The following is a 25,876-nucleotide window of genomic DNA, read 5'->3' as shown; positions in this document are numbered from 1 at the left end:
CTACCGCGTAGCCGCGCTTTAATTCCCCCTGATCCCTCGGGAGTATGCGTCCGGGAGCACCGGTGGCCAAACCCGGCCCCGGCGCAGTTTGTTTTTCGCGTCGCACTCCTTTTCTTTTCTCGTTTTATTGTTTTGCTATGTCCCGCTTCCTTGTGCTGGCTTTCCTGGGTTTATTCGGTTTCATGTCATCGGCGCTGGCCCAAACAACTACGCCTTTTGCGCCGCCCGCAACGGTAGTCGAAATGCTAAAGAAGCCTCGCACCGTTCTGCTTGATGTGCGCACCCCGAGGAGTTCGCCGCTGGTCATGTGAAAGGGGCTGCAAACTTGAACTTCCGGGCCCCCGACTTCGGCGAGCAGGTAGCTAAGCTCGATAAAGAGCAAACTTACGTTCTGTACTGCGCTTCCGGCAACCGCAGCGGCCAAACGTTGAAGCTGATGGAAGAGGCTGGCTTCAAGAATGTTGTGAATGCAGGCGGTTTCAAAGACCTGAAAGCTGCGGGGCTACCAACAGAGTAATAACGAAGCTGTATAAGCGGCGAGTTGCTAAAACACAACTCGCCGCTTATACAGCATTACGACTCCAGAGTACCTAACTCCGTATGCTTGGTGTTCACCCGCTTGTATTCAAGGCCATTCGTACTATATCCGTAATCCTGTTCCTTCTGTTGTCTTTCTCTGCATCAGCCAAAACTTACTATGTCAGTGCAACCGGCAATGATTCCGATGCGGGTACTTCCATCAAGAAGGCGTGGAAATCCATTGAAAAAGTAAACAACGCATCGTTTAAAGCCGGTGACCAGATTCTGTTTGAGGGCGGCCGTGGTTTTGAAGGCGCTATTTGGGTGCGCAGCTTTATCCAAGGGTCAGCCGCTCAGCCGCTCATTTTTGGCTCGTACGGGGCAAGTCGGGCCCGCATCATCAGCGGCAGCACGTATGGCTTCTACGCCGAAAACACCGGCGGTATTGAGTTGCACAACCTGGAATTCATTGGGTCGGGGCAACTCACCAACACCAATTCCGGCGTAGTCTTTCACCTCGACCTCGCCAATACTCATTTGCAACACGTGGTGCTCGACAACCTCAGCGTGCAGGGCTACCGCGACCGAGGCATTTCCATTGGTAGTGCAAACGGAAGCAGCGGCTACGACCAAGTGAGGGTTACGCGTTGCGTTATGTCGGCCAACGGCGAGGCGGGCCTAGGCTCTTACGCCCAAGTTCTAGCTGCCCACCACGATTGGTATATAGGCTCTTGCCAAGCCTTCGACAACACCGGCCGCGCCGATATAACTACTACGCATACCGGCAGCGGCATCGTGCTATCGGGTGTCGATGGGGCTTTAATTGAACGTTGCGAAGCTCATCACAACGGCGCACTTAATGCCAACGCCAACGGTGGACCGGTGGGTATCTGGGGCTGGAACTGCAATAACCTCGTTATTCAATACTGCGAGTCGCACCACAACCAGACCGGCACCACTAAAGACGGTGGGGGCTTCGACTTAGACGGAGGCTGCACCAACTCGGTGCTGCAATACAACTACTCGCACGACAACGACGGCCCAGGTTACCTTGTGGCGCAGTACGAAGGCGCCCCCCTCTCCACGACGTGACTGTTCGCTACAACATCAGTGAAAACGACGGGCGGCGGCACGGGCAGGGCGCGCTCACGCTCTGGTCGTCGGGGGCCAATGGGGGCATCCAACGCGCCTTGATCCACAACAATACTATCTATATGAGTGCGCCAGCCGATAACTCACAACCTAAAGCCCTGCACATAAACAGCGAAGGTCTCAACGACGTAGGTTTGCACAACAATGTGCTGCAAACTACGGGCGGACTACCAGTGGTAGTAAGTCTTGCAACCCGTGGAGTACTCTTGCAAGGGAATGCGTATTGGAGCGGCGAGCAATCCCTACAGATAGTTTGGGGCGCCGAGAATCATAACTCGTTGGTAGCCTGGCGGGCGGCAAGCGGCCAAGAGCAACTCAACGCGCGTGCCACTGGGGTAGAAGTAAATCCACAACTGCAACAGCCAGGCACCGGTGGTATACTGGCAACCCTAAGTTCTGGGCGACAATTAACTTCACTTACTGCTTATCAGGTGCAACCTAACTCGGGCCTGGTAGGCGCCGGGTTAGATCTGCTTCGGGAGTTCAACCGCGACCCTGGACCACACGATTTCTTCGAAAATCCCACCCCTGCGGTTGGAGAAAAGCGGACTATTGGAGCTTGTGAAACTCCCAGAAAGTGAAGCTCATTCCTGTAATGAACTTGCTTAGTACTGAGCTTAAAGACGGAACTTCCGAGCACCCTAATACTCTGCAATAATCATCAATTGAAAACTATTTTGCTTTCCCTACTAATTATTATACACTCATTTATAACAAGTTATCCGAGCAAATCTCAACCTATTATTTAGTATTAATAGAAGAGGTAACTGCTTGAAGAGAAGACTTCAATTTAGAAGTTATTGAACTTTGACTTTTGTCCTTTTGTGTTGGTCCTTCCACGTAAAAAGGAAAGTTAGCCGTTGAAGCGCCGCCATGTCCGTCCGTGACCGTAACGTACAGCCGATAGGCTCCAGGCTTCGTGGGAGTACGCACGGAGGTCTTGAACTGGTTGGGGGCTAGCACTACGCCCGGCAGCGGCTCATCACGAATCTGCAGGGTCTTGCGGTCTTCACGCCAACGTGACTCGGGTCGTACTTCCCATACCACGCGCAAACTGTCGTGCTCCTGGTCTTGGGCCGTGACGAAAGCCGGGTACGTCTGGCCCGGGCGCAAACGCAAGCTTTGATTGTCGAAGTGCTGATTAAACTGGATGTCACTCACTTGGGGGCCCGATTAGCAGGCCAAGTGCCGCTCCACAAATACTGCATCTGATCGACGAGTTCAGTTCGCTCCCCTGTGGGCATAAACATGCTAAACCACGTGGGAGTTGCTTCCTGCCGATTCCCCCAATAGAAGACGTAAGAGCCTAAGCACTTGCTGCTTTGTTGTTGAATACCGGTTTGGTAAAAGTCGGCTACTGCCCTGGCTTTCTGTGCGCTCCGTGGTTCTAGCGCTGCCCCCCAGCTGGTTTGTACAGTCTCCCAATACCCTTGAGGTCCAAATTCCGTGATAAAGTAAGGATGTTGCCAGTTAACCTTTTCCAGGTAATTGCGAAGCTCTCTTAGGTTACCGTAACTATTAAAAGCAATGAAGTCGAGTTCATGGCCGCGGTTTCCCATCCACTTGAGCACCGTTGGGTCAATGAACGTGGATATTACCGGATGATTCGGGTCTACCTCATGAATCATTCTTGCCACGTCATCAATGGCATCAAACACATCTGGATTACCGGACCCCTGTTCTACCTCATTGCCTACATCCCAGGCAAGCAAAGCAGGATGATTGCGGTAGCGTATTACCTCCTTGCGCAGATTTTCTACCTGTTTTTTTACGGCTTTTTTGTCATAATAATCAAATCCATCGCGCTCGGGTATTAGCCATAAGCCAAGCAGAACCGTCAGGCCGTGTGCCTGCGCTGAGTCGAGCAGAGGTTGCGCGTAATCGGTGGTCCAGAGCCGAATGGAATTGCCACCCGCTGCTTTCAGCATACCCAAATTTTCAAGTCCGCCAGCTCCTTTTACGAAGTAAGGCTTTCCACCACGCTGCAATTCATAACCGGTTCCTTTGCGAACCACCCGTACTGGCACAACCTTATTGGCAGATGTATCGTTAGGAGCCTGGTTTTGCTGCTCAACTGCATGACTTTTCCCCGTCTGTTCGGTACAGGCAACAGCCACGCTAACAAGGAAAAGCTCAAGCACCAACAGGCTCGTTCTCTTCACTTGCTTGTATTTTTTACCTATTCGCAGCATGAATCCTTGTTGAAACTCTCAAAGTATTGTTCTGACATACGAGCCAAGCTCGTATCTGGACTTGTGCCCAAAGGTATAAATTATTTCATAAATAATACTATAATATTTATATAATTATAAAAATACCAAGTTTGCCTAAGGTAAGCTGTCGGGATTTTTCCATAGAATTTCTATTTATTTTACAGTTAAATGTAACTATGTACCAACACGAACCGGTAAAGCATAGTACATTTGAGATTCGCTAACAGTACTCATATGGATGAGGCCTCAAATCCAGTAAGTGGGACACCATCTACAGGGAATAGTACAACAGCTCCTTCTTCTCCGACTGTTAAATTTCAAGCAGCCCCTGGTGTAAAGCAAATGCGGCTATTAGTAGCCTTAGGCTGCTTAATGCTCTTGCAATTCATTTGGTGGTTTGCTGACCCCGACCACATTGGCAATCCGTTGCTGTTCTGGTTGCTCACAGGTTCGCTTGGGTTTAAATTTCTGCGCACCCTGCACGAGTGGTATCACTACGTCAACGTGCGGGAGCCAATAGCCCCTACTTGGCAACCTGGTTATGCGCCTACCGTGGATGTGCTTACCACCTTCTGCGCCGGCGAACCTTACGATATGATCGTGCGCACGTTGCAGGCCATGCAGGCAATTCGCTACCCGCATACCAGCTACCTCTGCGACGAAGCCGACGACCCCTACCTGCGCCGCGTGTGCGAGCAGCTCGGTGTGGTGCACGTTACGCGCAAGATCAAGGTGCACGCCAAAGCCGGTAACATCAACAACGCGCTGCGCCAAGCCACTGGTGAGTTGTGCGTGGTACTCGACCCCGACCACGTGCCCACCCCCGACTTCCTCGACCAGGTGGTGCCCTACTTTCAAGATACCAAAGTAGGTTTTGTGCAAGTGGTGCAGGCTTATGGCAATCAGCACGAGAGTTTAGTAGCGCGGGGTGCCGCCGAGCAGACCTACCATTTCTATGGTCCGCTGCTCATGGGCATGAACGCCTACAACACCGGCCAAGCTATTGGCGCTAACTGTACCTTCCGTCGTATCGCTCTCGACTCGATTGGGGGCACGCATCCGGTTTGACGGAGGACATGCATACTGCTATGCGCTTGCACGCCCAAGGTTGGAATTCGGTCTATTTGCCTAAGGTACTGAGTCGAGGGTTAGTGCCTGCTTCGCTTGGGGCCTTCTACTCGCAGCAGTTGAAATGGTCGCGCGGCGCCTTCGATTTGTTGATTCGGGTATATCCACGCTTGTTTCCTCGCTTCAGCTGGCGTCAGCGGCTGCACTACCTGCTGTTGCCTTTATACTTCTTGTCGGGAGTTGTCACCCTTATCGACATAGCCGTACCCACCCTGGCGTTGGTTACCACTACTTTTCCTTGGCGGGTGGGGCTAGGCGAGTTCACCTTGCACATTCTCCCTTTCACTGCCCTCACCCTCCTTATCCGCCTATGTGCGCAGCGCTGGTTGCGCGAGCCTCACGAAGCAGGCTTGCACTTAGCGGGAGGCATATTGCGGGTAGGCTCGTGGTGGGTGTATGCGTTAGGCTGGTTCTATGCCCTCATCAACATCAAAGTACCCTATATCCCTACTCCTAAGGAAGGGCGCCCGGCTACAGAGTGGAAGATCAGCCTGCCCAATATTCTGACGGCTGTAGTGCTGATTGGTGCCGCCAAGTATGGGCGGGGACTTTCCCTAACACCAGCCACGCAGTTTATGTCGGTGCTCGTGCTCTTCAACGCGGCCATTCTGCTGGCGGCTGTGGCCATGGCCCAGCACGGAATTCTTGAATCAATTTTGCGCACCGCGGCGGGCGCCCGGCCCCTACGGCGGCTGTTGCTACTGGCTGACCGGTGGCGTGGTCAACTTGGCCGTCAATTAGTAGAAGGATTGCGGCCTGCTGCTGGTCGTTTTGCAATTGGGTTAGTAAGCCTCTATTGTGTGGCGTTGGTTGGGCTCCACAGCTACCAAAACCACTACATTGCTTTGGAGCGACAGTGGTGGCCTACGCAGCCAGACGCTTCCCTGCACCTAGGGCAACTCGTGGCACTTCCTACTGCTAGCACCCCTCCCCCTAGCGACTCTACGGCTCTAGTGGCCTTAGACATGCCTGCTACCGTTACCCCAGCGCAACTGCAAGCGCTAAAGCAAACACTGGCGGCACGGCGCGGAGCTACTTTACTAAACTGGGAATTAAAGCCTGGCAATCGAGTTAACCTACAGCAGATAAAGCAGCTAGAACTTGATAAGCTCAAGTTTCCTGTACTTTTACGGCCGGTACTCTACACCTCATCGGCCTCTGAGTTCGTTCACGACTGGCAACAACTCGTGCAGCAAGTGCGCAATTTAGGCGGACCGCGGCTCATATGGGTTTGGACCCCGCCCCAGGATGAGTCACTGAAGGCCTATTTCCCAGGCATTAATTATGTGGATTGGATAGCTGTAGATGGCCGCAATACGCCAGCCACCCCTGCCGAGTGGTACAACCCGGTTCGAGCTCAGCTAGCCCCTTCTATTGAGATGCACTCCAAGCCCGTATTGTTGCTAATGGCTTCTGCCGAAAAAGCAAAGGTGGTTCCGAAGCAGCTGAGCGAAAGTTTTCCCGAAGTGAAAGCTGTGATTTTCGACCAAGTGCAAACCAGCGTATCCCAAACCAAACAAGTTAGTTTCCTAGAACACTAGCCTGATTTACCAACAGAAAGGGCCCCGACTATCAAGTCGGGGCCCTTTCTGTTGGTAGGGAACCTTAGAAGCTGTTCACTAAGCTATTGTGCAGGGTACGAGGGCTCCAGTAGCCACTGGCAATGATGCGCCGAATCGTGTAGAGTGGGTCTTGTGGGTCGCGCTTCTCTGCTAGTACAAAGGCAGCTACCATACCGCGTTGCTTGAGTTGCGGAATAGCCTCTGGGTTCCACAGGCCGAAGGGGTAAGCAAAGTACTTGATGTCCTTGCCGGTGATTTCCTCAAGGGTTTTGGTGGGTTTTTCTATCTGCGTTACCCAATCTTCGCCCTGATATTTTTTCACGTTGTGGTGGTCCCAAGTGTGCGAACCGATAACGTTGCCCTCATCGGAAAGCTGCTTTACCTGAGCTTTGCTCATGTAGCGCGGCCGGCCTAGGCTCACGGTCATCACAAAGTATACTGCCTTAAAACCGTGCTTTTCCAACTCCGGCCGGGCCACCGTAAACTGGTCGAGGTCGGTGTCGTCGAAGGTGAGCATGATGGGCTTGGGAGGCAACGGAGCCCCAGTAGCCAGGTAGGCGTAGAGTTGGTCGGGCAGGATGGTATGGTAGCCGCTATCGGCTAGCATTTGAATCTGCTTTTTGAACTGCTCTACAGGCACGATATAATCTTTAGCCCCTTTCGAGTCGCGCGGCCGCCAGTCGCGGATTTGGTGGTAGCACAGAATAGGCACCTGCGGCCGGGCCGTAATAGTAGCCGCATCGGCAATGCGGTTGGCCGGAATGCTAGCCGGATCGGGTGCCGACGGTCCCGCGGACGCGGAGGCTGTTTCAGTTGTAGCAACCGCGTTAGCAGCGCTAGCCGCCGCCTCGGTGGCGGTACTAGCTTCGGTCGTCAGGGCTGACTTGGAATCGTTGCAGGAAGAAAAGGTAAAAGCTGCGGCTATAACAGCAGCAGTAGTTAAAGGAGAGTAAGTAAGCTTCATGAAAGATAAAAGTGACCAGACCGCAGGCAAATGCCTTATTTTCGCGCAACGAAGTTAGAAGAAGTCTTTTGACTGATTTTAGGCTTCTTGCATCATACAAAGCAACAGTTTATTCCCCGCATGGACAAATTCCGAGGCACGGGTGTCGCCCTCGTCACTCCTTTCTCCCCTTCCGACCACTCCGTCGACTATGCAGCGCTGCGCCGCCTGCTCGACTTCGTCATTGAAGGTGGAGTTGAATACTTAGTGGTTAATGGTACTACCGCCGAATCACCAACCGTCACGCACGAAGAAAAAGCGGAGATCCTGCGCGTTGTAAAAGAGCACGTGGCCGGCCGCGTGCCGCTAGTGTATGGCATCGGGGGCAACGACACGGCGGGCACTGAAGCTACCATCCGCAACACCGACCTATCGGGAATTGAGGCCTTGCTTTCGGCTAGCCCTTATTATAATAAACCTTCTCAAGCAGGCATCATTGCGCACTACGAGCGCCTGGCGGATGCTTCGCCGGTACCGGTCATCCTGTATAACGTACCGGGTCGCACCGCGTCCAACCTTACGGCTGCTACCACGCTCCGCTTGGCACAGCACCCCAACATCATCGGCATCAAAGAAGCTAGCGGCAACTTAGAACAGTGCCAGCAAATTGCCGCCCATAAACCAGAAGACTTCCTGCTCATCTCCGGCGACGACATGATGACCACTTCGCTTGTAAGCTTCGGGCTGTTGGGGTTATATCCGTATTGGCCAACGCCTTTCCTCGTCCCTTTACCGATATGGTGCGCTATGCACTGGCCGGTGAATTTGGGCAGGCAAGCCAACTCCTCTTCAAGTTCGTCGACTTAAACCCACTGATGTATGAGGAAAGCAACCCGGTAGGCGTAAAAGCCGCTCTAGAAGCCCTGGGCGTCTGCTCAGGGTCTGTGCGCCTGCCACTGTTAGCAGCTTCAGAGAGCTTACAAGAACGAGTAAGGCAACTGCTGTAGCCTGTTGCTGCTCTTACACTACATAACAAGGACCTGCCTTCTAAAAAGACAGGTCCTTGTTATTTTATAGCAGAAGTTCGCGCCAAGTAGTAGAGTCTCAGTAGTCTAGAGGGCTACTTGATGTGGTTCGTAGTTTACCCGCCAATCAGCCTGAACCTGCTGCAACTAGCCTTCTACATTCACTTACTTGTCAAGCACTTCAAGGCAATAGGCAAACCAGATTTCCGACAGACTGTCGTCGCACCAAAAACCAAAACTTTTGAATTCAACCAAGCTCGTTGCCATCCGTTACCAGCCACTGGCTAGTACATCGGCTACGTGCAGCGTTCTGATTGGCTTTTTCTCGCGGCGGATGTAAGCGTCGAGGTGCATGAGGCAGCTGGTATCGGTGCTGATTATGTATTCGGCGCCAGTAGCCAAGGCATGTTCTACTTTCTGCTCGGCCATGGCCACAGAAATAGCTTCAAACTTCACAGCGAAGGTACCCCCGAAACCGCAGCAGGTTTCGTTTTCAGCCATTTCTAGGCGTTCGAGGCCAGGAATAGCATCGAGCAACTGCCGAGGGGCTATTTTGATGCCGCACTCGCGCAAGGCCGAGCAGGAATCGTGGTAGGTGTAGCGGCCTTGGAGGCGGGCCTGCGGGATGGCCGTCACGCCCAGCACATCGACCAAAAACTCGGTTAGCTCGAAAATGCGGCGCTGAGTGGCATGATAGCGGCCTTGTTCGGGCTACCATCGAAGAGTTCGGCGTAGGAATTGCGCACCATACCCACGCACGAAGCCGATGGGCTGACGATGTACCGGTCGGGCTCGTTAGGGAAGTCATCGAGAAACTTGCAGGCTACTTCGCGGCTCTCTTTTTTGTAGCCAGCATTGTAAGCCGGCTGTCCGCAGCAGGTTTGGTTGCTATTGTAGTGCACTTCGCAGCCCACCGATTCCAGCACTTTCACCATGTTCATGGCAGTTTCCGGAAAAAGCTGATCTACGAAACAAGGAATAAATATATCGACCGCAGTAGGCATGGTAATGTGTCTTGAAGAAAGGCGCTTGCCTTGTATAAGCTTTGAAAAAGAGAAGAAACTAGCAGTAATACTAATGAGCTGCAAATATTGCTTGATTTAACTTTTTCGCCTCATCTAACGCCAATTCGTTTAGCGGCAATTTCGCTCCTACTTCCACACTGAAATCAATGAGTTGCTCGGTGGGCATGTTACCGGTGAGTTTGTCGGAGGCCATGGGGCAGCCACCGTAGCCTCCAAGAGCGCCATCGAACCGGCGGCAGCCGGCTCCGTAGGCCGCTTGCACTTTCTCGTGCCAGCTACTTGGGGTAGTATGCAGATGCGCCCCAAATTCGATGTGTGGGAAAGCCGCCGTCAATTCCCGAAATGGCGGCGCAATAGTTTCTGGCACCGACGCCCCAATGGTATCCGATAAGGCAACGATGCGAACGCCAAGTATATCGAGCTTCTGGGTGAACTCGCCTAGTACTTCCGGGCTCCAGGGGTCGCCATACAGGTTGCCGAACCCCATGCTCAAGTACACCACCTGCTCCTGCCCGGTGCGGGCACAGAGTTCCTGCGTACGAGCTACCTCATCGAGCGCCTGGGCGATGCTCTTGTTGGTGTTGCGCTGCTGGAAAGTTTCCGACACCGATAGTGGAAACCCAATGTATCGGATCTGCGGGTACTGAGCGGCCGTTTCAGCGCCCCGCAAATTAGCCACAATGGCCAGTAGCTTGGTGGTAGTGCTGCTTAACTCCAGCCCGTCGAGCACCTCCGCCGTGTCGGCGAGCTGGGGAATGGCCTTAGGCGAGACGAAACTGCCGAAGTCGAGCGTATCGAACCCTACGCGCAAGAGCGTGTTCAGGTAATTGATTTTTTGGGCAGTCGGAATGAAGGTGGGCCAGCCCTGCATGGCGTCGCGGGGGCAGTCGATAAGTTTCATGGTGGGGCGGGGAAAGCAGCGTAGAACAGCAAAGGTAGAACCCGCACGACAAACACTACGTCCGCGCCGCCCGCTTACCTCTGCACCACCCCAAAACGTCCGCCCGGTACATCCAAAATGACCGTATGATCAACGAAAGGCTCGTTGCCGAGCATGCCGCCCATCCCCGATGAAGCCATCAGCAACGTTTGCCACCAATTCATGCCCTTGATATAAGTGACGGTGCGCAACGGCATTGTCAAGGCTCCTACCTGCAAGGCCGCGGCAGTAGCTACCGTGTACGAGGTAAGGGTTTTGCCCCAGGAGTTGACGGCGGCCGTATGAGTTGGGGCGGCTGGCTGGGCTAGGTTGTGCCAAGTGCTTTCACTGGTAAGCAACGCGAAGGCGCTGCTGCCCGAGTCGAAAAGCAACTGCTTGGGTTCGCCTTGCAGGCTCATATCCACCATCACACGGCGGCTGTCGAAACTCATGGGCACGTAAGTGGCTTGGCGCGCGAGACTATCAGGCACGGAAGCATACAAGTTGAAATGCCGACGAGCGTAGTCGAGAACCAATACCTGATTAGCCAGCACATCGGACCCAAGTGTACCAATCACGAAAGGAGCGGTGCTGTCAGCAGGCAGCTCGGTGTCGCCACGGTGCATCACCCTGATGGTGCGGGCCTGCAATTCCCCTTGGCCAATGGCAAAATGAAAGTTTCGTACCGCATCATCCTGGGAAGGAGCATGCTGCTGATAGTCGGATACTGGGCCCGGAGCGCTGCCAACGGATTGTCGTAGAGTATCGAGTAAGGAGCGCCAGTATCGAACTGCATGTAGCAAGTACGGGGACAGCCAGGCAGCGTTACGGGCACAAGCAATGCGGCGTGCGGCATGGCCCGATGAGCCGTGGTATCAGCATCCCAAACGAAAGCACTTGTGGCCGGCAGCTTGGTAACGGTGAGCTGATTAACGGGGGCTGAAACTGCTTGCGAGCATAAAAGTAGCCGCCAATAGCACTTACCACCAGCACGACCAGCACCGCAAGCAGAATTTTGAACAGGAGTTTCACGAGGAACGGGGTTAGGAGTGAACTACGAAACCAAAACTAGAGTCTCGCCCAATCCGCCCGTGCGTCATTTTACCGCCATTTACCCGCCACTTCTTTTTGTTTGTTGACTATCAACAAGTTGCTACTACAGCATGACCCGATATAAGTTGAGGTTTCCTCGACGCAGTTGTAGTGCATAGTAGCCGACCGTTAGCACATTAAGTGAATACGAGAAAATGAACACACCAAGAAAGGCCCCCGGTAGCACGAGGTGGTAGTAGCGGGCTGCTGCCATCTGGCCGAATAGCAGCAGCATATAAGCGAAGAAGCAACCGACTTGCCACAAGATCTGGAAGCCCAACACTCGGCGCCCTATCTCGGCCACGTGCTCGGTGTCGTGGCGGCGGGTGCGCCAGAGGTACAGCGGCACTACTATGTTAAGCAAAGGAAACAGCAAAAGGCTTAGTGCGCTCAGATTGAGCAACTGCAAAAACTGCGGATCTGAGCGCAGTGCCGGCACGACCGTGGGTGCTTCCGCTGCTGGTTCGGACTCTGGTTCGCGTATTGTTTCCGGCTCGTTCTGCAGCACTTCGAGCGGCACTTCCAGCGCCACGGCTAATGCCAACACGGTGTGGCCGCGGGGGGTGGTGTCGCCCTGCTCTACCCGCTGTATGGTGCGCAAACTTACCCCCGACCGCTCTGCCAATACTTCCTGTGAAAAACCTTTGCTTTTGCGAGCGGCAATAATGCGGTTAGCAGAGAACATATAGACGAGTAGAGGAAAAATAAATTCTAGCAATAATACTTGTCTCAGGCCATATATTCTCGATGTGCAATAACTACCGTCTATCAGCAGACCCCACTGGGCTGGTTGTCGATTCAATATTTCGCGCATCAAGCGGCGCAAGCAACTTGACTTACCTCCTTGAACCCCTTACTCCAGATTCCGCCTGCATCGGAATAATCAGCTCGAGCAGATAGCCTCTGAGGCATCTGCTTTGGCAAATCAGCAGGGTGTTATTGCACCTACTACTTACTGTATCTGCTGTGGGGAGGCGAACTACCCAGCACTATTAAGGGTTTAAAAGGAAACCAGTAACTCATGCCATTTCGCCTGCGCGCTCCGCTATACCTCGTTTTCATTACGCTGCTTACGGCTTGTAGCCAGCAACAAACCCTACAAGGTATCTTTCAAAAATCAACGCCCCACGAAACGTACGCTCGGCGCCTACGCCAAGCTGGCCTCGATCAGACAGCCTTGGGCCGTGACTGGTTGGCTGCTGCCGCCAACGCTTTGCGCGACTCCTTGGTCGTGACGTTGCCCTTTCAGGAAACCGGCTACTTTTCGGCCGACCAGGCTACGGCCGCTTCCTACCGTTATCAGGTCCGTGAGGGGGAAACTGTTCGTATCAGTTTGAGCTTAGGAGCTGGCACCGAAGCCCGCGTGTTTTTGGATGCTTTCGAGCTAGACCCCGACCGGGCCGCACCCCGTCAACTAGCTTCTGCCGACACCACCGCCCTCTCCTTCAGCTATGTAGCCGAAGACGACCGCCAGCACCTGCTACGGGTGCAGCCCGAACTGCTGCGCACCGGTCAGTTTACGTTGCGCATTCAGCGGGCTCCTAGTCTTGGCTTTCCGGTGCACGGCAAAAATGACGTGGCCGTAGGTAGCTTCTGGGGGGTCGACCGAGACGGGGGCGCCCGGCGGCACGAAGGCATCGACATCTTCGCTAAGCGCGGCACCCCAGCCGTGGCGGCGGTAGCGGGCTTTATCACCCGCGTAAATGAAACCCCGCGGGGTGGCAAGGTGGTTTGGCTGGCCGATACCGAGCACAGCCAGCACCTCTACTACGCCCACCTCGACCGTCAGCTAGTCCAACCTGGTCAGCAAGTGAAACCCGGCGACACGTTGGGCTTGATTGGCAACACCGGTAATGCCCGCACCACGCCCCCGCACCTGCACTTCGGTATCTACCGGGGCGGCCGGGGCGCCGTCGATCCGTTTCCGTTTGTACGCCACGCCGATGCGCTGCCACCCGCCCCGCGCACTGCGCCCGAACGCCTAGGCCAGTGGGTACGGGTGCGCGACAAGCAAGCGACACTGCATCGGGGCCCTTTAGCCAAGGCGACAACTGTGGCCGGGGTTTCGCGCAATACTCCCCTATTGGTAGTCGGCAGTCAAACCGACTGGTACCGGGTGCAGCGTCCGGATGGGCAGCTGGGCTACATTCCGGCGCGCGCCGTGGTAGCGGCTGCGGCACCTCTACGGCGTATGGCGTTGCCAGTAGCCACCGATCTGTACGCCAAACCGCAAACCGGTGCCGCCACCCTCGACTCGTTGCCGGCCCGCAGCTTAGTTGCCGTGTTAGGCGAGTACCAGGGCTTTCGGCTAGTTCGTAGCGCTACAGGTACTATTGGCTGGTTAGCCGGCCTCGATTCTTAGTTGGTAAAGGCGGAGTCGGCTTCACGGACTGTTCATGTACCTGCTTCTACCTTTCACCTGGTGATTGGAGTATTCGCGGCGCAGTTTTCCTGGTGGAGCTGCGCCGCGTTTGCTAACTTCTTAGGATGACTGTTTGCACTTAATAGCAAAGCCGCCCCTGCTCTAGAGTAGGGGCGGCTTTGTTTTAGGCTTTATTGACAGCAGATTGACTACCGCAACATTTCCGAAGCTGAATTATTCTGCCACGATAACCGCTTTGCGCAGTTTCTTGGCATATGCTAGGCGGCGCTCTTTACCACCTGCTGCTGTGTAGTCGAAGCCTACTGCTTTGGTATCCTCCCGAACTGCTTGCCAAGCTTGGGCGTCCACGTCGGAGGGCAGGCGCAGGGAACGAGGCACAGCAGGCTGCGTGAACCGGTCTTCCTTGAAGAAAGCATTCATGCTCTGTAGAATGGCAATTTCCCTGTCGCGGGCAGTGGCAGCGGTACCATCAGCCGCCATGCGCTTGTCAATCAAGGCCGTGGCGGGCATCAGTTCTTTGCGCAACGTATCGCCGGTACTAGTCAAGATAACGAAGCGGGCTTGCGCATTCAGAATCTTGGTGCCTCGCAATTGCAATACAAAGTTGTCCTTGGTTTTGGTGTTAGAGAAATAGTGAGTGGCATTTACAGTTCGCAGCACCGTACGGTTCGTGACGCGGCCGCGCGACGGATCAGGAACAGGCGTATACGGCTTATCCGTGTTACGAGCAGTGCCAGCTTCCTTGTCCGTTGTGATACAAGAGGAAACCTGAAGCAAAACACTCAAGCAAGTGGCAACGAGTACTATTTTTTTCATTATTACGCGAAAAACTTTCATTAGAGCAGGTTGGCAAAGTACAAAGTCACCCATTAGCCGGGAGATGCTCGAAAGCCGAAGTCACTGATTTTAAATCAAAGCTACGGCTAACCCTTTATCAACCAAAAATACTAGGCAGGATTAATAATTACGGCTTGTTTGTCTGATTTTACTGTTGCCTCATAATCACACAATGTTAAGCTTATGTTATGATCCCTATACGTTTGTCGTTTAGGCTAAGGTTTGAAAAATGCCACTTTAAATTGAAATTTTATAGCCAGTCTAGCTCCACTCCTACCGTCCAGCGAGGAAGTTCTGGATAGCTAGTTCGGTAGGCAGAAGTGAAGGTATCGGAAAGCCGGTAGCGCCCCACAGCAGCGAAGCGACCTGAACCGAGCCGGGCTCCGACACCGTAGGGCCAACGCTTCATATAAGGCAGCCCATGTTCCACCACTTTCACCCGCTTAGCACTGGTGCCTGGCCGATCTTCGTATCGGTGAGTTGTGCTCATCACCCAACCACCCCAGCCCGTCAGGTCGAGGTACCGGCCTATCACGTTACCCCGTTGCCCCACATTCAATCGCATAAATCCTTCGAGCTGCCACTGCGACGCCACCAACGATTCGCGGTAGTGTAAGTCAGGCGTAGGCAAGCGTTTTTGGCTGGATTGGTCGAGCCCGTACACCTGCCGCACAAACCGTAGGTCCACTCCTACACTAAGTGGTTCGCTCAACCGAAACTTGTTGCGCACCCCTAGCATCAGTTCCGCGGAATTGCTGTGGTTCAGCTTAGCTCCCGCCCTTGACCGACCAACTACTGGCAGGTAGCCTACATACAGGTGATTGAAGAAGGCGCGATTCGGTCCGAAGGAAGTATACACCGTGTCATTGGCCACCTCGGCATGCAGCAGTACCCGTTGGGCATGTGCGGGCACCCCGGCCAGCAGCGCCAGCATGAGTACATACGCTGCCGTCAGCTTCTTATCTAAACTCATTGAACAGGGTAGCTATGCGTGGCGCCTTGATAGAAAACCCGGACCACGTCGCCGGGGCGCAAGGTGCGGCGCGGGATGCGTAGAACAGCCCGCTGGCTGACTTCCATCACCTCATAACGCCGCAATACGCCTTTGGCATCTGCTACGTGCCAGTACAAGTAGCCGGCTGCTGGCAGCGGTGGAAACCCTGGAGCAGCGGGGACGTTTGTGGCTGCTGGACTCTGACTTTGCGGCGTCGGACGAGCGTCTTCGCGGCCGAGGGGAGCTACTCGGGCCGGAGCGTTATCGGCCAGCTTACTGTTCAGCGAATCGGCATAAAGGGGAAGTTGCCGCACCACAGTTGGTCGCTCTGCCTCCGGGCGAATAAGTACAGCCACCGTGCTATCCTGCGCTATAAAGCTGACCGTGAGTGTTTGCTCTAGTGCCTTCTGCCCGGCTGAGTAGCGCAGTGCTACGGTAGCTTGCGGAATGCCGTAGCCATGAGCGTAGTCATAATAAGGATATAAACTTGCCGACTGCTCGATTTCGGTGAACAGAGCCATAACGGGCAGTTTGCGTTGCGCTTGCCAAGCACAGGCGGCAAAGCCCGCTACCAACGGCGACGCAAACGAAGTCCCGTCGATACGGGAATAGCCGCCGGGCGACGCGGCCAATACGGTTCCGAAAGCGGCCACATTAGGCTTTAGCCTTTTGCTAGCCGAAGGACCATAGGCGCTGAAATCAAGGTGCAAGCCAGTATCCGGGTTTACGCCCCCAACTGCTAGCACCGAATCGGCATCGGCGGGCGTGCCCACGGTGCGCCAGTCGTCGTTGTCGCCGTCGTTGCCGGCGGCATTTACTACTAGTATGCCTTTGCGGACCGCTAGCTCGGCGGCCCGGGCCACTAAGCTGGTGCGCCCGTTCATGTCTTCGGGGAAGTAGCGGCGCGAGGTGTACCCCAACGACGAGTTGATGATATCGGCGCCGTTGCGGTCGGCCCACTCTACGGCAGCCAGCCAATCAAGCTCCTCGGTATACACCTCCCGGTTCATGCGCTCGGTACGAGCCAGCAAATATTCGGCCCCCGGCGCTAAGCCAAGCAACGTACCATCGGGCAGGCGGCCGGCTAGGCATGAGAGCACCTCCAATCCGTGCGTGCCGCCGTGAAACACATTAGTAGTCTGACGCACGAAGTCGTAGCTGGCCACCACTTTCTTTTCCGCAAAAAGCTGGCGAAAGGCCGGGTGCCGATCGGCTCCGTTGAAGCCCACATCGAAAATAGCAATACGCAGGCCCCGCCCATCCAGTCCTGCCCGCCGGAAAGCATCAGCGCCTAGAGTACGAGTTTGCTGACGAGCTAATTGACGGTCGGCAACGCTAATAGTGGCTTTGTCTCCTGAGCTAGTTACAGCGGCCACTGCAGACCGGAGGGCGGGATGTAGAGCTACTTCGGGCAGTTCTATCACCTGCTGCACACCGGGTAGAGTGGCAAGCACCGCGGCTTGTGCGGCCGTGGCCCGGCAGGCTACGGCATTAAACCATCGGCTCACGAAAAGTACTGTATCGGCGTGGGCTTGCACGGCGCGCAAGTACACTGGGCTAACGGGCAAATCGGTGAAGTCGGCGGGCGGCAGGTGCTGCCGCTGGCGGCGGGCTTGGGCGGCCGGGTGGAAATAAGTGGCTGGCTCGAATTTGACTCCAGCTTTATCGTGCAGTTCCACCCAATAGCGGCGCGTAGGCGGTGGACCTGCGGCTCGGCTAGTCGTTCCTAGCAGCAGGAGCAGTACTACAACCTGAACGCGAGAAAGCAAATACAGCAAGGAAATAACAGGTGTTAGAATACAATCAAGACAACCGAACAGCAGGGCCGGCATCAACAAACCGGCATCCGACAACTCCAACGAAAGGCTCGGCTTAAGGATTTCAAAGCTAATGCAAAACAACTGGTCTTGGTCGTATCCCCGACAACTCAACATTACCCAGGGCCGTTTCAAGCCCAACTATTTACTTTTTACCTTTTTCTCAGTCTTATGAATCTGCTGTCTGCCCGTTTAGCCTTGCTGTCTGTGCTCGGCTCTGGTGCATTAATGCTAAGTGGTTGCAATGCCAAGGAAATTGCCGCGCTGCAACAACAAAATGCCGCTCTTACGTCTTCCCGCGACCAATTACAGGCGCAGAAGACCGCGCTTGAACAAGAGAAAACCCGCAACGAAGAAGCCTTACGGTCTAGCCTACTCAGCAGGAGCCAACAACTAAATCAACTCAATGATAACCTAACCGGAGCCGAGCAAGCCAACAGCGCCCTGACCGCCGATTTGCGCTCGAAAGAACAGCGTATTGCTGAGATGCAACGCATTCTGGACCAGAAAGACGCCGCCGTGAAAGCTTTACGTCAGAAAGTAGGCGATGCGCTCCTGGGGTTCAATGCCCAAGACTTGCAGGTAAACGTCAAAAACGGGAAGGTTTATGTTTCCCTTTCCGAACAACTGCTCTTCAAATCCGGCTCTACCCGGGTAGACCCCAAAGGCCAAGAGGCACTGAAAAAGCTAGCGAGTGCCCTGCAAGGCAACCAAGACGTAAACGTACTAGTGGAAGGCCACACCGACAACGTACCCATTGCCAGAGGCACCGTCGGCATGCGCGACAACTGGGATTTGAGCGTACTGCGAGCCACCGAAATTACGCGCTTGCTTACCACTAACGGACTGCCAGCCAGCCAAGTAACTCCTTCGGGGCGCGCAGAGTATGTACCAATTGCCGAGAATAATTCACCCACCAATAAAGCACTAAATCGGCGCACTGAAATTATTCTAACACCCAAACTCGACGAGTTATTCCAGATTTTGGAAGCTAACTAATTATAGTTCACCTCGTTTTGTTTACTTTACAACAATGGCTTTCTCGTACGGGAAAGCCATTGTTGCGTATAGACCTTCTACTGACTAGATATCTAAAAGGCTATAATGCGAATTCGTGTAGGTGCAGCCTTAAACCTCACTACGTTGTCTTATTCAGTAGAGTAATTGTAAATTATTGAACTCGTAACTAGTCGTCGACAAACAGTATTACTTACAAAATCCCGCTGATAAGCATTGCTCTATTCTTCCATCCTGTCTCTAAAGCTATGTACATATGCAAAGCAGGAAGCTGAAGATCGAAATCGGATTACGACTAAAATATTTCTCGCTCCTTACCATATGTCGCAGAAGAAAAATTTTAGCTAAATTGGTAACAGGAGCGAAATAATCTTGCCAAGGCAAGATTATATAGTGCATTACTTGTTGAACACAAATCGGTATAAGTTTTTAGTAGCTTATTGATTTTAGTTTGTATCCACATAGGCTTGCCTTAAATACGCTATTTAGTCATTAATTAAAAGCGGGTTTTCATGATACGCTCATGAAACTCATGTAAAAGACTATAGGAAGATTCTGCATGGCTGTGCTTCCGTGCAATAGAGCCGTATGGGGTCTTATGCTCCTGGATAGGGTTTGTTAGCGTTTGGCACGCTGCTAGGGGCACTGGCTGCCGTTATAAATTACCAGAAATGGAATTGAAAATCGAAAAATTATTTTCTGTAGCACCTCGAAATAAACAATTTCAATTAGATAACCCAGCTGGTTTTTTCCCGTTGTAGATAAAAACTATTTGATATAAATAGTTTTTAGTTCAACTTTGAGCGATAGTTCATATTTACTCAACCAAAAATTCCAGCTCATGGCTACTCCCGACCTCAGCAAACTACAGCAAATTCTGGCCAGCGCCGAAGATAATGAAGCGGTGCTCAACCAGATTCGCAAAAATATGACCAAAGTGACCGAATTGATTACTGAAATCAGCACTATGTTAGAGCCAGGCTATACAGTTGAGAAAAAAGAGCGCAAGCCGCGTGCTGTAAGCAGCACTGGCAAGCGTCCTGGCCGTCCGAAGAAAGAAACAACTTCCGCTGAGTAGTTCTTTAATAATAAGTAAAAAAGCCGTCTGCAATAAATTGCAGACGGCTTTTTTACTTATTAAATTTTGAGGTACGCTAAATTACGCAAGCCTATTAGCCATAGCACGCTTGGCCTTGGCGCATTTGTTGCTGGCTCTCTTATAGACCGTATTTACTTATCAGATAAATAAGGCCCGCCATACTTGCACCACCTAGTTCCAACTCACGCCGGTTCACCTTGTCGAAGGTATCGACGGCGGTGTGATGAATATCGAAATAGCGCTGGTCGTCGCAGTTGTAGCCGATTAGTGCTTTAACCTGATCTTTTAGGGGGCCGATGTCGGTACCGCCGTGGCCAGGAGCAAATTCATTGCTTTTGTAGGGTGCAAACAGAGGCTCCCACTGCTGCATTTTCTTTACGGTAGCGGGATCAGCTTCGATACTAAAGCCGCGAGGCGTAAATCCTCCCCATCGGACTCCATAGCAATTACGTGCTGCTCTTTGGCGGCTTTGGCCAACTCAGCGTATTTGAGGCCGCCGCGTGCGCCATTCTCCTCATTCATGAACAGTACCGCCCGAATGGTACGCTCGGGGCGCAAACCAGTGGCTTTTAGCAACCGTAGCACTTCCATGCTTTGCACGCAGCCGGTACCATCGTCGTGGGCGCCCTGTGCTAGGTCCCAAGAGTCGAGGTGCCCGCCTACGGTGATAATTTCATTGGGGTATTTTGAGCCTTTGATTTCGCCTACCACGTTGTAGCTTTTCACATCGGGTAGGGTTTGGCAAGCCATTTCTAGCTCCACCGTCAGGTCGGAATCCACTTTGAGAAGCTGGCTGAGTTGGTCGGCACCATTCGTGCTGAGGGCGGCGGCAGGCACTTTGGCTACATTGTCTTCGTAGCGCATCGTGCCAGTGTGAGGGAAATCGTCGTGGGCCAGGCTGAGGCTGCGCACGAGAGCGCCTATGGCACCCCGCTTTGCCGCTTCGGAGGCACCAATGCGCCGTTGGTCGCCGGCTTCGCCGTAGGCGCGGCCCGTTTCCACGTAGGTGGCATTCATGGGCCGGTTGAAGAAAACAAACTTGCCTTTCACTTTTTCGGCGGGCAGTGCCGCTAGTTCGGCCATGCTTTTCACTTCCACCACTTGGGCCTTAATCTTGCCGTTGGTGCCAACGGAACCGCCGAGGGCACACACCGACAACGCTACGCCTTTGCCTTTGGCAGGCCTAATCTCGGCTTTTTCCTTGGCACCGCGCACCCAATGCGGCACCATCACTTCCTGCAGATAGACCCGGTCTACTCCCAACTTCTCCATGGCTAGCTTGCCCCACTGTACTGCCTGCTCGGCCTGAGGTGAGCCGCTAAGGCGCCCTCCCACCTTGGTGCACAATTCGCGCAAGTTCTCGTAGCTCTGCCCTCGCAACAACGCTTCGTCGTAGATTTTGCGGATGGCCAGTGAATCGATTTTGGTGGTGGTTTGAGCCGTAGCGGGCGCGCTAACGGCCAGCGCAAAGGCACCAGCTAAGAGTAAGCGAGGAAAGGAAATCGACATGAAAAGGGAAAGGTTGAAAACAAAACAACTGATGGCTAGCAACTACCAACAGCACTAAAGTAGTAGGAAGACTGCGGCAAGTTGCAGCATCGAACAGTATTAACGACTAGCACTGGGCACCCCGTAGCGCCGCGCTACCGCCGTAGCAGCCTGCGTGGAGTCGCGCGGCAGTTTCACTTCCAACAAGTAATCATATTCGTTGTCGCCGATGGTAGGCACTGGGCGCGGCGCCCCAAAAGCTTCGGCTGTTTCGAGGACGGTGTTGGAATGGCCGACAATAAGTACCGTTTGGCCCGGATAGCTCCGGCGGATACGACGGGCCAATGCGGGTAGCTGCTTGGGGTCGTAGTCTTGCACAGGAAGCTTAACGGCTTGCGCCAATGGCTCGGCGGTAGTGCGAGTGCGGCTGGTAGCCGTGCTGAAAATAGCCGCCCAAGATTTCCGCCGAACTAAAGAGTCGCGCAGGGCTAGGGCTCGTTGCTGGCCTTCAGGCGTTAAGAGCGGATCAGGCAGGTTGGGCGTCAGGTCTTTCTCGGCGTGGCGCACTATATAGATAGTGGTTGGTTGGGCGCCAGTGCCGGAACGGCTGGTTGAGCACTGCGTGGTAAGCGCAAGCAAAGGCCACAGCAACAGGTGTAAGAAGGCAAGACGGCTCATGGCTCTTAATAGGATTGGAAAGGCTAGTGTAAGCGAGGCTACTGTAACGCCAAAATTTGTTTCAATTCAGCGTCGCTCACGGTCAGCAGCCCGACTTTGGGCAAGCGCTGGGTGAGAGTGCGCCAGTTGGGGTCTTGCTTGAAAATGGGCTGGAGCATTTTGAGAGCCGCGGGTACTTGCTGCTTGTTGGCGAGGCTGATGGCATGCCAGTACTTCATTTCCAAGTTGTCGGGGAACAGCTTTTCGGCGGCTTGGTATTCGCGAATGGCCCCGGGAACATCGTTTTTCTCCACGGCTAGGTCGCCGGCATTCATGTGCTCATAGGCCCGGTGCAAGCGCAGCAAGCGGGCTAGTTCTTTGAGCGGCTCGACGCTGTCGTCGACCCGCAGATCAAGGAGACGGTCGGTCCAGGGGGCATCGGTGGCTTTGCCGCGCACAATGAGGATGGCGGCAGATTGCCGGCCCCGAATGTCGCCACCAGCAACTTGGGCGGCTTCCAGGGCGGCTACTACGCGCTCTGCAAAAGGCAGTTTGGCGTTCTGCTCGTAGGCCTTGGCCATGGCTGCAGGCACCGTGTTGTTGAGCATCATGTTGGCTTGCACCGAAAACTGACTGCCCTGCTGCTGCCCGGCCATGTCGATGCACTTACTGCCGGTGTGCGTTGCCACGCGGCCTTGTGCGTCGAGGATGGCCACCTGGCGCACGTCGCGGCCTTCGTCGGTACGCAGGAGTTCATCGAGAGCCTGCTGCGCGGTTTTGCCGCTCTTCAATAAGGCCAAGCCCCGCATGCCAAACGACTTGTTGGTGAAAGATTGGGTGGCTACCACTCCCACGCCGGCTTCGCCCCAACTCACCGACGTGCCCACCGAAAACCAATGACTTTGCACGGCCACTGCCATGTCGCCGGTTTGCGGGTCGCGGGCTACAATGGAGAAGGTATGAGCCAGCGGATCGGCAGCGCGGTACACCTGGGCCGCGGCGCGGGGCATGAGGCCGGGCAACAGGTTGACTAGAAGGAAAAGCAGTAGTAGCGGTTTGCGATTCATAGTGGGCTTGGGAGGTAAGGTGGCTCAAGATACGCGCTGGCAGCTTTCGGGCGTAGTCGATAACTAAAGCATGAAGCTTTTGCCTTGTCTATTGCGAAACGAGGTAGCGCAAGGCGACGCGTAGTTCCTAGAGCGCCATCGTGAGTAGGGCGCAATTCCAGCAACAATACGCAGAACAAAGGCTTCGTGCTATTGCCTCTGGTAGCCAACACAAGCGGGTGCTTAGGTTACATTTTTTACCTTACCGCCTCTACTTCGTTGTATGTCTGATTCTCAACCTATCATCCGGGTCCGTGGCTTACGCAAGCACTACGGGCCGCACCCGGTAGTGCAGGATGTGTCGTTCGACCTAAGAGTCGGCGAAACCCTGGTGCTACTGGGCCCGAGCGGCTGCGGCAAAACCACCTTACTCAAAACGCTCAACCGGCTCGTGGAACCCGACGCGGGCACGGTGGAAGTACAGGGCCAGGATGTGCGCGCCCAGCGGCCTGAAGAACTGCGGCGTGGCATTGGCTACGTCATTCAGCAAGTGGGGCTGCTACCGCACCTCACGGTAGCCGAGAACGTGGCGGTAGTGCCAAAACTACTAGGCTACCCCGCCCCTCAGATAGCCGCTCGTACCGAGGCTCTCCTGACACGCCTGCACCTGCCACCCGCTCGGTATGCTAACCAATATCCGGGGCAGCTTTCGGGGGGACAGCAGCAACGGGTGGGGCTGGCGCGCGCCTTGGCCGCCGACCCGCCCATTGTCCTGCTTGATGAACCCTTCGGGGCCCTCGACCCCATCACCCGGGCCGACATCCGGCGGGAGTTTCGCGAGTTGGATGAACTGCGTTTGAAAACTGTAGTCCTCGTTACCCATGACGTCACCGAAGCCTTCGAGTTAGCCGACCGAATTATGCTGCTTGACAGCGGCAAAGTACAGCAGTTAGGTACGCCGCGGGAGCTGCTGTTTCAACCAGCCAACGACTTCGTTCGACGCTTCTTTGAAGCTGAGCGCCTGACGCTACAACTGCGCACACTGACCCTCGATGACTTGCTCATCGATTTAGCTGAATCATCAACTGGCATTTCTATAGACTATTCACAATCAGATCAAAGTATAGTCCATTCTAATGTTACAGTTCAAGAAGCTTTAGAACGACTAAGTGCTCCATCTACTACCCTGCACGCACCATCAGCACTCTGGATTCAACCAGTGACAAGTGAAGCCATAGGGGCTCATAACCATACTCTAGACAGCACCAAAGTGGCAACTAAAGAGGCTCTAATTCCGGTAACACTGCCTGCGCTGATGGCGGCATTTGGGCAAGCTGTTCAACGTCTCCAACGCCCATGAACACGCTACAAGAACTGCTTGCCTTTTGGCAATTACAAGCCGGTAAACTAGGCCAGCAAACAGTGCAACACATCGGCCTAACAGCCGCATCGTTGCTGCTTGGCGTGGCCGTCGGGGTGCCGCTGGGTTTACTGCTTACGCGCCGGCCTAAGCTGGCGCCCTGGGTGCTGGGCGCGGCCGGTGTGCTCCAAACCATTCCGAGTATTGCCTTGCTCGGCTTCCTGATTCCGGCCATGGGCATCGGGCCGGCACCGGCCATTTTCGCGCTGTTCTTGTACGCGCTGCTGCCCATTGTGCGCAACACCGTGACTGGCATTCGGGGAGTTGATGCGGGCGTGGTGGAGGCGGCCCGCGGCTTAGGCTTTACCGATAGCCAACTGCTGCGGCGCGTGGAACTGCCACTGGCGTTGCCGGTACTACTGGCGGGCATTCGTACGGCGGCCGTTATCAACGTGGGCGTGGCTACTCTGGCTGCTTACGTGGCAGCGGGTGGCCTCGGCGAGTTCATCTTCGGGGGCATTGCCTTGAATAATCCGGTTATGATTCTGGCCGGCGCTATTCCGGCGGCGGCTTTAGCGCTGGTATTTGACGCGGCGCTGGGCGGCGTTCAACGCCTGGCAAGCCGTAAGCGGCGCAGTGTTGGGCTTGGGCTGCTATTGGTATTACCCCTGCTGGCTACGCTCTACTTGCTACCGCGCGCAACGGGCCGATTACAAGCCGGCTTTAGCCCCGAATTTGTAGGCCGGGCCGATGGGCTACCTGGCCTTACGCGCACCTACGGTTTGCGCCGCCTGCCCAGTGTGGTGCTGGCGCCGGCCTTGGTCTACGAAGCAGCACGCAACGCCAACGTCGACGTCATCGACGGCTATTCCACCGACGGCCGGATCAAAGCATACAACCTGCAGGTTCTGCACGACGACCGGCGCGTATTTCCACCCTACTATGCCGCGCCCGTGGTGCGCCCCGAGCTACTGAGCGCGCACCCAGAATTGCGGGCCGTAATCAGCAAACTTGCCGGGCAGCTTTCCGATTCGGTGATGACCGAACTCAACTACCACGTTGACTACCTGCACGAAGAGCCGAAAACCGTAGCCCTAAATTTTTTACGTCGGCGGGGTTTGTGGCGCACCCCTCGTCCGTTGCCAGCCGGCGCTGCTACCGTAAAGCTAGGCTCGAAGATTTTCGCCGAGCAGTACATACTGGCCGAAATGTACGCCGGCCTCATCCGTGGCTATACCGACCTCGACGTGCAAACCAAAACCGGTTTAGGCGGCACCACCATTTGTTTTGAGGCATTGCGCAGCGGCGCCATCGATATGTATCCCGAGTACACCGGCACTGGCCTGCTGGTGCTGCTGCAGCCTACGCCCGCCGTAGTGGACTCGTTGGGTGGCGACGCAGGGGCTGTGCTGCGTTACGTGCGAGCCGGGTTTCAGCGCCGCTACAACTTGGAATGGCTCGCACCGCTCGGCTTCAACAATACGTATGCCTTGCTGATGCGCCGCAAGCAAGCCACGCAGCTCCGTATTGCCTCTATTTCCGACTTAGGAGCGTATTTGCGACAGTAGCCTGGTTTATATCTACTGCGCTTACTGCACTA

27 protein-coding genes and 1 pseudogene are annotated in these 25,876 nt (G+C 54.6%); 12 read left to right on the top strand and 16 right to left on the bottom strand.

The annotated features are described in order from the left end of the window. The first annotated feature begins 137 nt into the window (after positions 1–137). From MUN86_RS10455 to MUN86_RS10440, 4 genes are all read left to right on the top strand, one after another. Positions 138–311, top strand: a complete 174-nt coding sequence (locus MUN86_RS10455) for a hypothetical protein (RefSeq protein WP_245125042.1) — start codon at positions 138–140, stop codon at positions 309–311. Continuing rightward, a complete protein-coding gene (locus tag MUN86_RS10450) occupies positions 308–517 on the top strand; it encodes a rhodanese-like domain-containing protein (protein WP_245125040.1) in 210 nt (69 codons plus the stop codon). The genes MUN86_RS10455 and MUN86_RS10450 overlap by 4 nt, the downstream gene beginning before the upstream one ends. Before the next feature lie 149 nt (positions 518–666). Next, complete coding sequence (locus MUN86_RS10445) at positions 667–1,611, top strand: right-handed parallel beta-helix repeat-containing protein (protein ID WP_245125037.1); 945 nt, start codon at positions 667–669, stop codon at positions 1,609–1,611. Beyond that, on the top strand, positions 1,608–2,252 hold the full coding sequence (locus tag MUN86_RS10440) for a hypothetical protein (protein ID WP_245125034.1): 645 nt from the start codon (positions 1,608–1,610) through the stop codon (positions 2,250–2,252). Before MUN86_RS10445 ends, MUN86_RS10440 begins: the two co-directional genes overlap by 4 nt. A gap of 160 nt (positions 2,253–2,412) precedes the next feature. Here the strand turns inward: MUN86_RS10440 and MUN86_RS10435 are convergent, their stop codons facing one another. After that, the gene (locus MUN86_RS10435; RefSeq protein ID WP_245125031.1) at positions 2,413–2,832 is read right to left on the bottom strand and encodes a hypothetical protein; all 420 of its coding nucleotides are present in this window, start codon (positions 2,830–2,832) and stop codon (positions 2,413–2,415) included. After that, the gene (locus MUN86_RS10430) at positions 2,829–3,788 is read right to left on the bottom strand and encodes a glycoside hydrolase family 2 TIM barrel-domain containing protein (RefSeq protein WP_245125028.1); all 960 of its coding nucleotides are present in this window, start codon (positions 3,786–3,788) and stop codon (positions 2,829–2,831) included. The genes MUN86_RS10435 and MUN86_RS10430 overlap by 4 nt, the downstream gene beginning before the upstream one ends. 468 nt (positions 3,789–4,256) lie before the next feature. Here MUN86_RS10430 and MUN86_RS10425 point away from each other — a divergent pair, with 468 nt between their 5' ends. Both MUN86_RS10425 and MUN86_RS10420 read left to right on the top strand, forming a co-directional pair. Then, positions 4,257–4,952, top strand: coding sequence for a glycosyltransferase (locus MUN86_RS10425; RefSeq protein ID WP_245125025.1), 696 nt, complete (start codon positions 4,257–4,259; stop codon positions 4,950–4,952). A gap of 8 nt (positions 4,953–4,960) precedes the next feature. Beyond that, on the top strand, positions 4,961–6,553 hold the full coding sequence (locus tag MUN86_RS10420) for a glycosyltransferase family 2 protein (RefSeq protein ID WP_245125023.1): 1,593 nt from the start codon (positions 4,961–4,963) through the stop codon (positions 6,551–6,553). Between the two features lie 64 nt (positions 6,554–6,617). Here MUN86_RS10420 and MUN86_RS10415 read toward each other — a convergent pair whose 3' ends face one another. After that, positions 6,618–7,538, bottom strand: coding sequence for a polysaccharide deacetylase family protein (locus tag MUN86_RS10415; RefSeq protein WP_245125020.1), 921 nt, complete (start codon positions 7,536–7,538; stop codon positions 6,618–6,620). Between the two features lie 120 nt (positions 7,539–7,658). On the opposite strand from MUN86_RS10415, the pseudogene dapA reads away from it, so the two are divergent. Next, positions 7,659–8,524, top strand: a pseudogene (dapA, locus tag MUN86_RS10410) (4-hydroxy-tetrahydrodipicolinate synthase). Positions 8,525–8,812: 288 nt separating this feature from the next. Here the strand turns inward: dapA and MUN86_RS10405 are convergent. From MUN86_RS10405 to MUN86_RS10380, 6 genes are all read right to left on the bottom strand, one after another. Beyond that, on the bottom strand, positions 8,813–9,187 hold the full coding sequence (locus MUN86_RS10405; RefSeq protein WP_245125706.1) for a (Fe-S)-binding protein: 375 nt from the start codon (positions 9,185–9,187) through the stop codon (positions 8,813–8,815). 17 nt (positions 9,188–9,204) lie between these two features. Next, positions 9,205–9,483: a (Fe-S)-binding protein gene (locus MUN86_RS10400; RefSeq protein WP_245125018.1), complete on the bottom strand. Its 279-nt coding sequence runs from the start codon at positions 9,481–9,483 to the stop codon at positions 9,205–9,207. A gap of 133 nt (positions 9,484–9,616) precedes the next feature. Beyond that, positions 9,617–10,468: a hydroxymethylglutaryl-CoA lyase-like TIM-barrel protein gene (locus MUN86_RS10395; RefSeq protein ID WP_245125015.1), complete on the bottom strand. Its 852-nt coding sequence runs from the start codon at positions 10,466–10,468 to the stop codon at positions 9,617–9,619. 74 nt (positions 10,469–10,542) lie between these two features. After that, positions 10,543–11,289 (bottom strand): hypothetical protein, encoded by a 747-nt coding sequence (locus MUN86_RS10390; protein ID WP_245125013.1) that lies wholly within the window; start codon positions 11,287–11,289, stop codon positions 10,543–10,545. Between the two features lie 22 nt (positions 11,290–11,311). Next, positions 11,312–11,518 carry a hypothetical protein gene (locus tag MUN86_RS10385; protein ID WP_245125010.1) on the bottom strand — a complete coding sequence of 69 codons (207 nt, stop codon included), beginning with the start codon at positions 11,516–11,518 and terminating at the stop codon, positions 11,312–11,314. A 124-nt stretch (positions 11,519–11,642) separates the two neighbouring features. Continuing rightward, complete coding sequence (locus tag MUN86_RS10380; RefSeq protein ID WP_245125007.1) at positions 11,643–12,263, bottom strand: helix-turn-helix domain-containing protein; 621 nt, start codon at positions 12,261–12,263, stop codon at positions 11,643–11,645. A gap of 336 nt (positions 12,264–12,599) precedes the next feature. On the opposite strand from MUN86_RS10380, the gene MUN86_RS10375 reads away from it, so the two are divergent. After that, complete coding sequence (locus MUN86_RS10375; RefSeq protein ID WP_245125005.1) at positions 12,600–13,940, top strand: M23 family metallopeptidase; 1,341 nt, start codon at positions 12,600–12,602, stop codon at positions 13,938–13,940. Between the two features lie 234 nt (positions 13,941–14,174). Here MUN86_RS10375 and MUN86_RS10370 read toward each other — a convergent pair whose 3' ends face one another. The 3 genes from MUN86_RS10370 to MUN86_RS10360 all read right to left on the bottom strand — a co-directional run bounded on the left by MUN86_RS10370 (position 14,175) and on the right by MUN86_RS10360 (position 17,561). Beyond that, positions 14,175–14,777 carry a hypothetical protein gene (locus MUN86_RS10370; RefSeq protein ID WP_245125002.1) on the bottom strand — a complete coding sequence of 201 codons (603 nt, stop codon included), beginning with the start codon at positions 14,775–14,777 and terminating at the stop codon, positions 14,175–14,177. A gap of 271 nt (positions 14,778–15,048) precedes the next feature. Next, positions 15,049–15,771 (bottom strand): hypothetical protein, encoded by a 723-nt coding sequence (locus tag MUN86_RS10365; RefSeq protein ID WP_245124999.1) that lies wholly within the window; start codon positions 15,769–15,771, stop codon positions 15,049–15,051. Then, entirely contained in the window at positions 15,768–17,561 is a 1,794-nt protein-coding gene (locus MUN86_RS10360) for a S8 family serine peptidase (RefSeq protein WP_245124997.1), read from the bottom strand. The genes MUN86_RS10365 and MUN86_RS10360 overlap by 4 nt, the downstream gene beginning before the upstream one ends. 219 nt (positions 17,562–17,780) lie before the next feature. Here MUN86_RS10360 and MUN86_RS10355 point away from each other — a divergent pair, with 219 nt between their 5' ends. Both MUN86_RS10355 and MUN86_RS10350 read left to right on the top strand, forming a co-directional pair. Continuing rightward, positions 17,781–18,608 carry an OmpA/MotB family protein gene (locus MUN86_RS10355; protein WP_245124994.1) on the top strand — a complete coding sequence of 276 codons (828 nt, stop codon included), beginning with the start codon at positions 17,781–17,783 and terminating at the stop codon, positions 18,606–18,608. A gap of 859 nt (positions 18,609–19,467) precedes the next feature. Beyond that, positions 19,468–19,704, top strand: coding sequence for a hypothetical protein (locus tag MUN86_RS10350; protein ID WP_245124992.1), 237 nt, complete (start codon positions 19,468–19,470; stop codon positions 19,702–19,704). Positions 19,705–19,843: 139 nt separating this feature from the next. On the opposite strand, the gene MUN86_RS31725 is transcribed toward MUN86_RS10350, so the two are convergent. The 4 genes from MUN86_RS31725 to MUN86_RS10335 form a co-directional block, all read right to left on the bottom strand. Further along, entirely contained in the window at positions 19,844–20,095 is a 252-nt protein-coding gene (locus MUN86_RS31725) for a hypothetical protein (RefSeq protein ID WP_311181925.1), read from the bottom strand. Positions 20,096–20,100: 5 nt separating this feature from the next. Beyond that, on the bottom strand, positions 20,101–21,234 hold the full coding sequence (locus tag MUN86_RS10345; protein ID WP_311181923.1) for a M20/M25/M40 family metallo-hydrolase: 1,134 nt from the start codon (positions 21,232–21,234) through the stop codon (positions 20,101–20,103). A 99-nt stretch (positions 21,235–21,333) separates the two neighbouring features. Continuing rightward, positions 21,334–21,891, bottom strand: coding sequence for a histidine phosphatase family protein (locus MUN86_RS10340; RefSeq protein WP_245124989.1), 558 nt, complete (start codon positions 21,889–21,891; stop codon positions 21,334–21,336). 38 nt (positions 21,892–21,929) lie between these two features. Next, the gene (locus MUN86_RS10335) at positions 21,930–22,937 is read right to left on the bottom strand and encodes a DUF1028 domain-containing protein (protein ID WP_375379482.1); all 1,008 of its coding nucleotides are present in this window, start codon (positions 22,935–22,937) and stop codon (positions 21,930–21,932) included. Between the two features lie 262 nt (positions 22,938–23,199). Here MUN86_RS10335 and MUN86_RS10330 point away from each other — a divergent pair, with 262 nt between their 5' ends. Together MUN86_RS10330 and MUN86_RS10325 are read left to right on the top strand one after the other, a co-directional pair. Beyond that, complete coding sequence (locus tag MUN86_RS10330) at positions 23,200–24,276, top strand: ABC transporter ATP-binding protein (protein WP_245124986.1); 1,077 nt, start codon at positions 23,200–23,202, stop codon at positions 24,274–24,276. Then, entirely contained in the window at positions 24,273–25,844 is a 1,572-nt protein-coding gene (locus MUN86_RS10325; RefSeq protein ID WP_245124983.1) for an ABC transporter permease/substrate-binding protein, read from the top strand. The genes MUN86_RS10330 and MUN86_RS10325 overlap by 4 nt, the downstream gene beginning before the upstream one ends. Positions 25,845–25,876: the final 32 nt, after the last annotated feature.

This window comes from Hymenobacter volaticus, assembly GCF_022921055.1.
Taxonomy (GTDB): Bacteria; Bacteroidota; Bacteroidia; order Cytophagales; family Hymenobacteraceae; genus Hymenobacter; species Hymenobacter volaticus.
The sequence above is the reverse complement of the archived record's forward strand: the minus strand, read 5'-3'. Positions and strand labels throughout refer to the sequence as shown.